Origin of the sequence: Acidovorax sp. Leaf78 (assembly GCF_001422735.1) — a bacterium.
In the GTDB taxonomy this organism is placed as follows: domain Bacteria; phylum Pseudomonadota; class Gammaproteobacteria; order Burkholderiales; family Burkholderiaceae_C; genus Acidovorax.
The window spans coordinates 596,823-609,070 of the sequence record NZ_LMLZ01000001.1; the positions used below are offsets into that span (position 1 = coordinate 596,823).

General features: G+C 65.7%; 13 protein-coding genes. 7 read left to right on the forward strand and 6 right to left on the reverse strand.

The window, feature by feature from the left end:
- The first annotated feature begins 16 nt into the window (after positions 1-16).
- The 7 genes from ASF16_RS02615 to nagZ all read left to right on the forward strand — a co-directional run bounded on the left by ASF16_RS02615 (position 17) and on the right by nagZ (position 5,394).
- Positions 17-382, forward strand: a complete 366-nt coding sequence (locus ASF16_RS02615; RefSeq protein ID WP_056162617.1) for a DUF4845 domain-containing protein — start codon at positions 17-19, stop codon at positions 380-382.
- Entirely contained in the window at positions 382-1,065 is a 684-nt protein-coding gene (rnc, locus tag ASF16_RS02620; RefSeq protein ID WP_056162132.1) for a ribonuclease III, read from the forward strand. The genes ASF16_RS02615 and rnc overlap by 1 nt, the downstream gene beginning before the upstream one ends.
- Positions 1,062-2,072, forward strand: coding sequence for a GTPase Era (era, locus tag ASF16_RS02625; protein WP_056162136.1), 1,011 nt, complete (start codon positions 1,062-1,064; stop codon positions 2,070-2,072). The genes rnc and era overlap by 4 nt, the downstream gene beginning before the upstream one ends.
- Before the next feature lie 142 nt (positions 2,073-2,214).
- Positions 2,215-2,982, forward strand: a complete 768-nt coding sequence (recO, locus tag ASF16_RS02630) for a DNA repair protein RecO (protein WP_056162139.1) — start codon at positions 2,215-2,217, stop codon at positions 2,980-2,982.
- On the forward strand, positions 2,979-3,767 hold the full coding sequence (locus ASF16_RS02635) for a pyridoxine 5'-phosphate synthase (protein ID WP_056162141.1): 789 nt from the start codon (positions 2,979-2,981) through the stop codon (positions 3,765-3,767). Before recO ends, ASF16_RS02635 begins: the two co-directional genes overlap by 4 nt.
- 67 nt (positions 3,768-3,834) lie before the next feature.
- The gene (gene acpS, locus ASF16_RS02640) at positions 3,835-4,251 is read left to right on the forward strand and encodes a holo-ACP synthase (RefSeq protein ID WP_056162146.1); all 417 of its coding nucleotides are present in this window, start codon (positions 3,835-3,837) and stop codon (positions 4,249-4,251) included.
- A 51-nt stretch (positions 4,252-4,302) separates the two neighbouring features.
- Positions 4,303-5,394: a beta-N-acetylhexosaminidase gene (gene nagZ, locus ASF16_RS02645; protein WP_056162148.1), complete on the forward strand. Its 1,092-nt coding sequence runs from the start codon at positions 4,303-4,305 to the stop codon at positions 5,392-5,394.
- 162 nt (positions 5,395-5,556) lie between these two features.
- Here the strand turns inward: nagZ and ASF16_RS02650 are convergent, their stop codons facing one another.
- The 6 genes from ASF16_RS02650 to ASF16_RS02675 all read right to left on the reverse strand — a co-directional run bounded on the left by ASF16_RS02650 (position 5,557) and on the right by ASF16_RS02675 (position 12,241).
- Complete coding sequence (locus ASF16_RS02650; protein ID WP_235507239.1) at positions 5,557-6,258, reverse strand: mechanosensitive ion channel family protein; 702 nt, start codon at positions 6,256-6,258, stop codon at positions 5,557-5,559.
- A gap of 62 nt (positions 6,259-6,320) precedes the next feature.
- Entirely contained in the window at positions 6,321-7,358 is a 1,038-nt protein-coding gene (locus ASF16_RS02655; RefSeq protein ID WP_056162151.1) for a diguanylate cyclase domain-containing protein, read from the reverse strand.
- A 71-nt stretch (positions 7,359-7,429) separates the two neighbouring features.
- A complete protein-coding gene (gene lysS / locus ASF16_RS02660) occupies positions 7,430-8,974 on the reverse strand; it encodes a lysine--tRNA ligase (protein WP_056162154.1) in 1,545 nt (514 codons plus the stop codon).
- Between the two features lie 80 nt (positions 8,975-9,054).
- Positions 9,055-9,687 (reverse strand): sugar transferase, encoded by a 633-nt coding sequence (locus ASF16_RS02665; RefSeq protein WP_056162156.1) that lies wholly within the window; start codon positions 9,685-9,687, stop codon positions 9,055-9,057.
- 8 nt (positions 9,688-9,695) lie between these two features.
- Positions 9,696-10,877, reverse strand: coding sequence for a DegT/DnrJ/EryC1/StrS aminotransferase family protein (locus ASF16_RS02670; RefSeq protein WP_056162158.1), 1,182 nt, complete (start codon positions 10,875-10,877; stop codon positions 9,696-9,698).
- A gap of 35 nt (positions 10,878-10,912) precedes the next feature.
- The gene (locus ASF16_RS02675) at positions 10,913-12,241 is read right to left on the reverse strand and encodes a UDP-glucose/GDP-mannose dehydrogenase family protein (protein WP_056162174.1); all 1,329 of its coding nucleotides are present in this window, start codon (positions 12,239-12,241) and stop codon (positions 10,913-10,915) included.
- Positions 12,242-12,248 lie beyond the last annotated feature (7 nt).

Genomic DNA, 12,248 nt, shown 5'->3' on the forward strand with positions numbered 1-12,248 from the left:
AATGGAGGGGAAGCACATGCATAGCAACTATTTCGGCCGCCGGTCTCGCCAGCGCGGCCTGTCTTTCATTGGCGTGGTTTTTCTTGGGTTGATTGCAGTTGCAATATTCGCAATTGGCGGGCAGTCAATTCCGATATTTTTGGAGTATCAAGCCGTAAACAAAGCCGCATCCAAAGCGGCCAAGGAAGGCTCGACTGTGAATGATGTCCGCGGGATATTTGATCGCGCGAGCGCTATCGACAACATTAGCGCGATACAGGGCAAGGATCTCGACGTGGTGAAGCGCGGAGACAAGATCGTCGTTTCTTTTAAATACTCCCGCGAAATCGCACTGGCAGGCCCTGCATTCCTTGTCTACCGTTTCGAAGGGCAAACCAAGTAGTGCATCCAGGCCTTCAATCGCTGCAGGCTCGCCTGCAGCACGTGTTTTCCAACCCTGCGCTGTTACAGCGCGCCACGACCCACCGCAGTTTCTCGGCCGATCATAACGAGCGCCTGGAGTTTCTGGGTGACTCCGTCCTGAACCTGGCGGTCGCCAGCCTGCTGTACCAGCGGCTGGCCGACCTGCCCGAAGGTGATCTCTCCCGCGTTCGCGCCAATCTCGTCAAGCAAGACACGCTGCACCAGCTTGCGCAGCGGTTGAAGATTTCCGAAGTGCTGCGCCTGGGCGAAGGCGAGTCGAAATCGGGTGGCCAGCAGCGCCCGTCCATCCTGGCGGATGCGCTGGAGGCGCTCATCGGGGCCGTCTACATCGACGCTGGCTATTCGGCCGCGGAGGCGCTGGTGCACCGGCTCTTCGAGAGCGTCGAAATCAACCCCCAGATGCAGGCGGCGTCCAAGGACGCCAAAACCGCGTTGCAGGAGTGGCTCCAGGGTCGCAAAATGAAGCTGCCGCAATACAGGGTAGTGGCGACGGTGGGCGCGGCCCACCGCCAGACCTTTGATGTCGAGTGCGACATCCCCGAACTGGGCCTGACCGAACGCGGCATCGGTGGATCTCGCCGTGCGGGCGAGCAGACCGCAGCAGCGGCCATGCTGGCCACATTGAAAGCAAAGAACCTATGAACAACGACGCAACCCATGATGTGGCCGGTGAAGAAGACGGCGCGCCAGGCGCCGGTGTCCAGAATGATCTTGAGGCCATGCTGGCTGCCTCCCGCCCGCCTGCGGCGGTAGAAGGCCAGCGCTGCGGGGTGATCGCCATCGTGGGCAAGCCCAACGTCGGCAAGTCCACGCTGCTCAACGCGCTGGTGGGCCAGAAGATCAGCATCACATCGCGCAAGGCCCAGACCACGCGCCACCGCATCACCGGCATCCGCACGCGTGAGCTCACGCAGTTTATCTTTGTCGATACGCCGGGCTTCCAGACGCGCCACGCCACCGCGCTGAACAAGTCCCTCAACAAGACCGTGATGGGCGCGATCGGCGACGTGGACCTGATCCTCTTCGTGGTCGAGGCGGGCAACTTCACGCTGGCCGATGCCAAGGTGCTGTCGTTGTTCAAGCCCGGCATCCCTACACTGCTGCTGGCCAACAAGCTGGACATGATCCACCGCCGCGCCGAGATCGCGCCCTGGCTCAAGAGCATGCAGGAGCGCCATCCGTTTGCCGAGTTCGTGCCCATGTCGGCCAAGAACAAGGGCGATATCGAGCGCCTCTTCGGCATCTGCGCCAAGTACCTGCCCGAGCAGGGCTGGTGGTACGCCGAGGACGAGCTGACCGACCGCAGCGAGAAGTTCCTGGCCTCCGAAACGGTGCGCGAAAAGCTGTTCCGCTTCACAGGCGACGAGTTGCCCTACACCTCCACCGTCGTCATCGACCGGTTCGAGGAAGAGGCGAGCAAGCAGCACAAACGTCTGGTCAAGATCGCCGCCACCATCGTAGTGGAGCGCGACAACCACAAGATGATGGTCATTGGCGACAAGGGTGAACGCCTGAAGCGCATTGGCACCGAGGCGCGGCAGGAGCTCGAAAAACTCATGGACGCCAAGGTATTCCTCGAACTCTGGGTCAAGGTGCGCTCGGGCTGGGCCGACGACGAGGCGCGTGTGCGCTCGTTCGGCTACGAATGAGCCGCCGCCACGACCGGACTGTTCAGTAGCAGCCTGGTCTGGTCGCTTGTCTGTGGAGCCACAACGCCCGGCCTGCCGCTCCCTGTCCGGGGCGGCAGCGTCCCTTTGACGATCCCTCTACTGCATCCAAAGACCCACCACCGTGGCTGCCGCCAAGCGCATCGCCGATGAACCCGCCTTCGTGCTGCACAGCTACGACTGGAGCGAGTCCAGCCTGATCCTGGAGGTGTTCTGCCGCCGGCAGGGCCGCGTGGCGCTGGTGGCCAAGGGGGCCAAGAAGCCCACTTCCAACTTCCGCCCGGTGCTGCTGCCGCTGCAGCCCTTGTTGCTTACTTACACCTTGTCGGGCGATGGCAGTGCCGATATTCACACCCTCAAGGGGGCCGAGTGGGTAGGCGGCCATGTGATGCCCACGGGCGATGCCTTGCTCTCGGGGCTGTACCTCAACGAATTGCTGCTGCGCCTGCTGGCGCGTGTCGACCCGCACACGGCCCTGTTCGACGCCTATGCGGGCGTGGTGCGCGTGCTGGCCAGCGAGCATGGCGATGCCCTGGAGCCCGTGCTGCGCAGCTTCGAGCTGCTGCTGCTGCGCGAGATCGGCCTGTTGCCCAGCCTGGACGCCCAGACCATGACCCTCGCGCCCCTGGAGCCCGCCACCCGCTACACGCTGGTGGCCGAGGGCGGCTTGCGCGCCGCGTCATCAAACGACCGGGCCAGCTTGCAGGGCCACCAGTGGCAGGCGCTGCAGCGGGCCCTGGACAACAGCACCGCCAGCTACACCGCCACACTGCGGGCCTGCGCGCCGGTGGCGGCCGAACTCAAACCCCAGCTGCGCGCCGTGCTGCAATACCATTGCGGCAGCCCGACGCTGCGCACCCGCCAGCTCATGATCGACCTGCAGGCCCTATGAACCAGCCATCCCACACCCGCCAGCCTTCGCACCCGACCACCGCCCTGTCGGTCAACGTCAACAAGGTCGCCCTGTTGCGCAACACGCGCCACCTGGGCATACCCAGCGTCACCCGCGCGGCCGAGCTGTGCCTGACGGCGGGCGCGCAGGGCATCACGGTGCACCCGCGGCCCGACGAGCGCCACATCCGCGGCCACGACGTGTTCGAGTTGGCGGCGCTGATGAAGGCCTGGCCCGACCGTGAATACAACATCGAAGGCAACCCGTCGCAGAACCTGATGGACTTCATCCGCCAGGTGCGCCCGCACCAGGCGACCTTTGTGCCCGACAGCGAAGACCAGTTCACCAGCGACCATGGCTGGAGCTTTCCGCACGATGCCGAGCGCCTGCAACCCCTGATCGCCGAATGCAAGGCGCTGGGCGTGCGCGTGAGCCTGTTCATGGACCCGGTGCCTGAGCAGATGGCCGCAGCCAAGTCCGCAGGCGCCGACCGTGTCGAGCTCTACACCGAGCCCTATGCCGCAGCCTGGGGCACGCCCCAGCAGGCCGAGCAACTGGCACGCTACCGCGATGCCGCCCAGGCGGCGCTGGATGCGGGCCTGGGGGTCAACGCGGGGCATGACCTGAACTGCGACAACCTGGCCGCCTTCGTGCGCGATGTGCCCGGCCTGCTGGAAGTCTCCATCGGCCACGCGCTGGTGGCCGACGCGCTGGAGCTGGGCTATGCCGCCACCGTGCAGGCGTACCTGGCGTGCATCCAGGCAGGTTCGACCGCAAAACGTTGATGCTCCTGATTTGATAGCTGATGGCGCTTGCCAGACAAGCGTTAACACCATTTTTTATTCAACAATCATGATTTACGGCATCGGTACCGACATCTGCGACGTACGGCGCATCGCCGCCAGCCTGGAGCGCCACGGCGACCGGTTTGCCCAGAAGGTGCTGGCCGACGGCGAGCTGGCCACTTGGCGCGAGCGGAGCAGCCGCTGGCCCGACCGGGGCCTGCGCTACCTGGCCACCCGCTTTTCGGCCAAGGAGGCCTTCAGCAAGGCCATAGGCCTCGGGATGCGCATGCCCATGACCTGGCGCCACTGCGAAGTAGCCAAGCTGCCCAGCGGCCAGCCGGTGATCGTGCTGCACGGCGCGCTCAAGGAATGGTTCGAAGCGCGGGGCCTGACGGCGCACCTGAGCGTGACCGACGAGACCGACTACGCCGCCAGCTTCTGCGTGGTCGAGAAAATGCAAGAAAAATTGGCCCCTATCGCTTGATTGACAAGCGCTGGAAGCTATTGTTTGTATAGCAAATTATTTGTGAAACCCATGACCGAACACGCACCCCTGATCCTCGACGTGGCTGGCTTAGAGCTCACCGCCGCAGACCGCCGCCGCCTGGCCCACCCGCTGACCGGCGGCGTCATCCTGTTTGCCCGCAACTGGACCGACCGTGCCCAGCTGCTGCAGCTCACCAGCGCCATCAAGGCGGTGCGCGACGACCTGTTGATCTGCGTGGACCACGAAGGCGGCCGCGTGCAGCGCTTTCGCACCGATGGCTTCACGCACGTGCCGCCGATGCGCGCCCTGGGCGAGCTGTGGATGGACGATGGCAAGGGTGCCAAGGCCATTGCCGGCAGCGGCGCCCTGCGGGCCACCAATGCCGCCACGGCTGCGGGCTATGTGCTGGGCAGCGAGCTGCGCGCCTGCGGCGTGGATTTCAGCTTCACGCCGGTGCTGGACCTGGACTGGGGCGAAAGCGGCGTCATCGGCGACCGGGCCTTTCACCGCGATCCGCGCGTCGTGGCGCTGCTGGCCAAGAGCCTCATGCACGGCCTGCTGCAGGCAGGCATGGCCAACTGCGGCAAGCACTTTCCGGGGCATGGATTCGTCAAAGCCGACTCGCACACCGAAGTGCCGGTGGACAAGCGCAGCCTCAAAGCCATCCTGGCCGACGACGCGGCGCCGTACCCCTGGCTCAGCACCACGCTTACCAGCGTGATGCCGGCGCACGTGATCTACCCCAAGGTGGACAGCCGCCCCGCGGGCTTCTCCCAGCGCTGGCTGCAGGACATCCTGCGCCGCCAGATGCGCTTTGACGGTGCCATCTTCAGCGACGACCTCAGCATGGAAGGCGCACGCCGCCTGGACGGCCAGGTGGTCAGCTACACCGACGCGGCGGTGGCGGCCCTGGAGGCCGGCTGCGACCTGGTGCTGTTGTGCAACCAGAGCGTGGGCGACGGCCAAGCGGTGGATGAACTCATCGACGGCCTGGAAAAAGCCCAGGCGCAGGGCCGGTGGCAGCCGAGCGTGGACAGCGAGTCGCGCCGCCTGGCGCTGCTGCCTGAAACACTGCCCCAGCCGTGGGATGAGCTGATGTACCAGCCAGCGTACATGCAGGCGCTCGACCTGCTGCCCTGAAGAGGACGCACAGGAGGCCGCACGAGAGGCTGACTGTCACCTCTGTGGCGCTGCAGTCCCGCTGCACACGCGGTGCGGGCGCACACCGGATGCGCGGGGATCAGGCGATAGAACAGATGGACAGGCACGGCGCGCACCCCGCGCAGAGCTGCGGACGCCTGTCTAAACCTGTGGTCCAGGGCCGCTGACTGCCACGGCAGGCGTCCCGCTGGCTTCCGCTGGCGATGTTGACGCGGACGTCGAGCCCGATGCCGATGCCGGTGATGCAGCCGGAGCAGCCGACGGGTGCGGCGCCACCGCAGGTGGCACCCCCTGAAACCGCCGCACCACGCGCTGAAACACCAGCGCATTCGGAATCTGCAGCCACGCCACGTGTTCTGCGGTGGCGCCATGGTCTTCCAGCGTGGTGTACAGCAGGTTGATGTCCACCACGCGGCCCTTGGCGCCGGGTTTCTCTGCCGTGTCCAGCACCTCGATATAGTCGCCGATCCGAAACGGCCGCACCGTGAAGATCAACAGCGCGCAAAACAGGTTGGACAGCACGCTCCACGCAGCAAAGAACGCCACCGCGCCCACGGTGGCAAAGCCGGTGAACGCCGTCCAGAGCACGGTGGCCGACACGCCCATGCGTTCGAGCACCAGCAGCAGCGCACTGGCCACGACCACCCAGCGGATCAGCCCGTTCATGGGCACGACCAGTTCGTCGGGCACTTGGTAGTGGGTGCTGGCGCGGCGCACGATGCGGCGCAGTACGCGTTGCAGCAGCCAGGCCACGAACAGGATCAGCAGGATCTGCGTGCCGGGAATGATGACTTCCAGCCAGTCCTGGATCCAGTCGGGCAACCGTGTTTTCAGAACCTGCATGCGCGAGACCGCAGAGCGTGCGTTGCGTTCGGTGGCATCAAACGAGAAGGCGGAAAAGAGACTCAATTGCGCAATTGCTCCAGGGTGTCCATCTGCATTTCAAAACTGAAAAACCGGTTGCGGCCCTGCGCCTTGGCGGCGTACAGGGCCTGGTCGGCCCGCATGATCATGCTCTCGGCGTTGGTGCTGTCGTCGGGCACGCAGGTGGTGATGCCGCCGGACAGGGTGAGCGTAGTGCCCAGGGGAGAGTCGGCGTGGGGCAGGGCGCGCACCTTGAGCAACTGGCCCAGCGCGCGGGCAAAGGTCATGGCGCCCGAGCGCGGCGTGTTGGGCAGGATGAGCGCAAACTCCTCGCCGCCATAACGCGAGGCCACGTCCCGCGGCCGCACGCACACTTCACGCAGCAGCCGGCCCACCTCCTTCAGGCACGCATCGCCCTGCACATGGCCGCTGGCGTCGTTGAAGAGCTTGAAGTGGTCCAGGTCGCACAGCATCAGCGTGAGCGGCGTGCCGTCGCGCCGCGCCGCCAAAATCTCGTTGTGCAGGATGCGGTCGAACCCGCGGCGGTTGACCAGGGCAGTGAGGGCGTCGACCTCCACCATGTCGTTCAGCCGCTGGTTGGCCACATGCAGCTCGGCAGACATGGACACCAGCCGGCGCCGCATGTCCAAGAGGCGCCGCATGGCCCGCAGCTTGGCCATGAGCACGATGGGCTTGACCGGCTTGACGAGGTAGTCGTCGCCGCCCACCTCGATGCCGCGCCACACGTCCAGCTCGTTGTCCAGGCCCGACAGAAAGATGATCGGTGTCCAGTCACCGGCTTCGCTCTCGCGCATCTGCTGCGCGACCCAGTAGCCGTCCTTGCCGGGCAGGCGGATGTCCAGCAGCACCAGGTCGGGCCGATGGGCCTTGAACAGTTGCAGCGCGGCGTTGCCTTCCGGCGCCTCGAAGATGTCGGTGACTCCCGCGTGCCGCAATTCAGCCACCAACGCAGCGCGGACGGAACCCTGGTCTTCAACCACCAGGACCGAGAATCCGCCGCCGCCAGATGCTGGGGGCTGCGTGGGGGGATAGGGCGTGCTGCTCGATGTGAATGGCACGGTGACTCCTCAGGCCTGTTGAACGCGGCAAGGGCGCAATCACCCGGGAAGCCCCGGGTGCCAGCGCTCTTTCAGGATTCGCGGCGCAGCGCAGGGAACAGGATCACGTCGCGGATGCTGGGGCTGTCGGTCAACAGCATCATGAGGCGATCGATACCAATCCCGCAACCCCCTGTGGGCGGCATGCCGTATTCCAGGGCCCGCACGAAGTCGTGGTCGTAGAACATGGCTTCGTCGTCGCCGCCGTCCTTGGCCGCCACCTGGGCCTGAAAGCGCGCGGCCTGGTCTTCGGCGTCGTTCAACTCGCTGAAACCATTGCCGAACTCGCGCCCGGTGATGTACAGCTCGAAGCGCTCGGTCACCTCGGGACGGGTGTCGTTGGCGCGGGCCAACGGCGAGATTTCGGTCGGGTGCTCCATGATGAAGGCGGGCAGCCACAGCTTGTCTTCCACCGTCTCTTCGAAGTACAGCACCTGCAGGCTGGCCAGCGAGCGCGTGGACAGCTTGTTCTTCTCTTCGTTCAGGCCCAGCTTCTTGAGGGCACTGGTCAGCCAGGCGGCGTCGTCCACATGGGCGCCGGCCTCGGTGTACTGGAAGATCGCTTCGCGGATCGTCAGGCGTGCGAACGGCTGCGACAGGTCGACCGCGCGGCCCTGGTAGGTCAGCTGCAACGATCCCGTGGCCTTGAGCGCCACCTCGCGGATCAGCGTCTCGGTGAAGTCCATCAGGTCCAAGTAGTTCCAGTACGCCGCGTAGAACTCCATCATGGTGAACTCGGGGTTATGGCGAACCGAGATACCTTCGTTGCGGTAGCTGCGGTTGATCTCGAACACGCGCTCGAAACCGCCCACGATCAGGCGCTTCAAGTACAGCTCCGGCGCGATGCGCAGGTACATCTCCTGCTCCAGCGCGTTGTGGTGTGTCACGAAGGGCTTGGCATTGGCGCCGCCCGGAATGGGGTGCAGCATGGGCGTCTCGACTTCCAGGAAGCCGTGGCTCACCATGAAGTCGCGCAGGCCGCTCACGGCCTTGCTGCGCGCCATGAAGCGCTTGCGAGCCTGCTCGTCGGTGATCAGGTCCACATAGCGCTGGCGGTACTTCTGCTCTTGGTCGGCCATGCCGTGGAACTTGTCCGGCAGCGGGCGCAGGCTCTTGGTCAGGAGGCGCAGGCTGGTCACCTTGACCGACAGCTCGCCGGTCTTGGTCTTCATGAGGGTGCCTTCGGCGCCCACGATGTCGCCCAGGTCCCAGTGCTTGAAGGATGCGTACAGCTCCTCGCCCAAGGCGTCGCGGGTCACGTACAGCTGGATGCGCCCGCCCACGTCGCCCAGCGATCCGTCCTGCACCGAGGCAAAGCTGGCCTTGCCCATCACGCGCTTGAGCATCATGCGGCCAGCCACCGAGACGGTCACGGGCGTGGCCTCCAGGGCCTCGTTCGTGGTGTCGCTGTGCTCAAGGTGCAGCTGTGCTGCCTTGTGGGCGGGCTTGAAGTTGTTGGGGAAGGCTACGCCGCCGCCATTGGCTTGCACCTCGCGCAAGGCGCGAAGCTTTTCGCGGCGCTCGGCGATGAGCTGGTTGTCGTCCTGGGAAGCGGGGGCGAGGTTCTGGTCTGACATAGGGGGCCGTCGGTACGGTGGCGTGAATTGGGGCCGGGCTCCGCAAAGGCAGGGTTCGGCCAAACCCCTCATTTTATCGGCTATGTGCCGTCTTTTGGCGCCATGTCCCTGTGCGAGCGTCCGCCCCACAGTGCGCCGGCTGTCTGCGCGATGATTTTCAGGTCGCCCCAGAGGGTGTGCGCGCGGGCGTACCGGGCCGCGTACTGCAGCTTGATGGGCAGAATTTCTTGCACGTAGGTCCGCTCGGGATCGCTGCTCTGGCCCAGCAGCGTGCTCTCGTCGCGGAACTCGATGGAGGCCATGTCGGTGATGCCCGGCCGCACGCTCAGCACGATGTCCCGCAGTGCATCGGGGTACAGCGCCACATAGCGGGCCACCTCGGGCCGCGGGCCCACGATGCTCATGTCTCCCACCAGCACGTTGATGAACTGCGGCAGTTCGTCGAGTTTGGTGCGCCGCAGCCAGTGGCCTGCGCGGGTGATGCGGGCGTCCGCCCCCACTGTGATGGCGGGGCCCGCCGCATCGGCACCGGCTTGCATGGTGCGGAACTTATAGATGCGAAACGGCTGCCCGGCACGGCCGATGCGGGTTTGCCGAAAGAAAATGCCACCGGCCGAGTCGAGCCGGACCCACAGCGCCACGGCCACCAGCACCGGCGCCAGCAGCACCAGCGCCAGCGCGGAGAAGGCCAGGTCGAACAGGCGCTTGGGCATGGGGTCGGTCAGCCCAGCACCTCGTGCAGCGCTGCGATCACGCGGTCCTGGTCGGCATCGCTCATCGCGGTGAACAGGGGGATGCTGATCATCGACTGGTAGGCCGCGTCGGCGTCGGGGAACATCTCTGGTGTGAGCTGGTAGCGGTCGCGCCAATAGGGGTGACGGTGCAGGGGTACATAGTGGACGCTGGTGCCGATTCCCCGGTCCGACAGGGCCTGGATCACGTCGTCGCGGCCCAGGCGTGCGCCTTGGCGCAAACGAATGACATACAGGTGCCAGGCATGCGTGTCGCCAGCGGGCGCGTCCGCGGGCAGCATCAGCGGCAACGTGGCCAGCTGCTGGTGGTACCGCGCCGCCAGGTATTGGCGCCGCTGCACAAAGCCCGGCAGGCGCGCGAGCTGCTCCACGCCCATGGCGGCTGCGATGTCCGTCATGTTGTATTTGAAGCCCGGTGCCACCACCTCGTAGTACCAGGCCGGTGTTTTGGACGTGAAGCGGTCGAATGCATCGCGGTTCATGCCGTGCAGGCGCATCACGCGCATGCGTTGGGCCAACTGCGGATCGCACGTGACCGCCATGCCGCCCTCGCCCGTGGTGATGGTCTTGTTGGCGTAGAAGCTGAACACGGTCACATCGGACTGCAGTTGCCCCACCAGCTGGCCCTGCCAGGTGGTGGGCAGGGCATGGGCCGCGTCTTCGACCACCTTGAGCCCATGCTCCTTGGCGATGGCAAGGATCTCGCCCATCTCGCAGGCCAGTCCGCCATAGTGCACCGGCATGATGGCCTTGGTCCGCGGCGTGATGGCGGCGCGGATCTTGGCAGGGTCGATGTTCAGCGTCACCGGGTCCACGTCTACGAGTACGGGGTCGGCGCCCAGGTAGCGAACCACCTCGACCGTGGCAGTGAATGTCAGCGTGGGGGCGATCACTTCGTCGCCAGGTCCGATGCCCAGGGCTTCCAGGGCCAGGTGCAGGCCTGCGGTGGCGGAGTTGACCGCAATTCCCTGTAGCCCATTGCCGCCCAGGTACTGCACGAACGCCTGCTCGAACTCTTTGGTCTTGGGCCCCGTCGTCACCCATCCCGAGCGCATGGCTGCAGTGGTCGCCTCGATCTCGGCAGGCCCGATGTCCGGCCTGGCGAAAGGGATGAAACTGGGCGGCGAAGAAGGGGTGGATGGTTGAGGCATGGGGGCTCGGTGGGCGATCGATGGGGCAGGCCGGGTCAGGGCGCGGCGCGGCCGATGGGGTGGTATTCAAGGCCCAGGGCCTTCATCTCGGCAGGCTCGAAAAGATTGCGGCCGTCGAAGATGACCGGTGCGCGCAGCGTGGCCGCGATGTGGTCGAAGTCGGGGCTGCGAAACTCTTTCCATTCCGTCACGATGATGAGCGCGGTGGCGCCGTCCAGCGCTGCATTGGCGCTGTCTGCAAAGTGCAGGCCTTGGCGGTCGCCCAGCCTCTTGCGCGCCTGCGCGATGGCCACCGGGTCGTACGCGCAGACCTCGGCCCCCCGCTGCAGCAGGTCGTGGATGACGGTGAGGCTCGGCGCTTCGCGCATGTCGTCCGTGCCCGGCTTGAAGGCCAGGCCCCACAGCGCGAATCGCAGGCCGCTCAGGTCGGGCCCGAAGCGCGCGAGCACCTTGCGCACCAGCACCCCTTTTTGCCGGTCGTTGACGGCCTTGACGCCTTCGAGGACCTGCAAATGGTGCCCATGGTCCGAGGCGGTCTTGAGCAGCGCGCTCACATCCTTGGGGAAGCACGAGCCGCCATAGCCGGCCCCGGCGTACAGAAAATGCGTGCCGATGCGCGGGTCCATCCCCATGCCATTGCGCACATGTTCGATGTCGACGCCCAGCGTTTCTGACAGCAGTGCCAGCTCGTTCATGAAGCTGATGCGCGTGGCCAGCATCGCGTTGGCCGCGTACTTGGTGAACTCCGCGCTGCGCACGTCCATCACCACGAAGCGGTCGCGGTTGCGCATGAAGGGCGCATACAGCGTGTGCAGGCGGCTGGCGGCCTCGGTATCGCTGGTGCCGACGATCACGCGGTCGGGCCGCATGAAGTCCTGCACGGCAGAGCCTTCTTTCAAAAATTCCGGGTTCGATGCGATGGAGTAGGCGGATTGCGTGGCGCGCTCGGCCAGCACCACATCCATGGCTTGGCGCACCTTGTCGGCGGTGCCCACGGGCACGGTGCTCTTGGTGACCACCAGCTTGTACTGGTCCATGTGCTGCGCCACGGCCCGCGCGGCGGCCAGCACGTGCTGCAGGTCGGCCGACCCGTCTTCGCCAGACGGCGTGCCCACGGCGATCATCTGGATCACGCCGTGCGCGACGGCCTGGACGACATCAGTCGTGAACTCCAGCCGCCCCGCTCGCGCATTGCGCACCACGATGTCAGACAGGCCCGGTTCGTGGATGGGGATGTGCCCCTCGCGCAGCGCACCGATGCGGTCGGCATCGTGGTCCATGCACACGACGTGGTTGCCCATCTCTGCAAGGCATGCGCCCGTGACGAGGCCTACGTACCCTGTGCCAATGACAGTGATCTTCATATGCGGT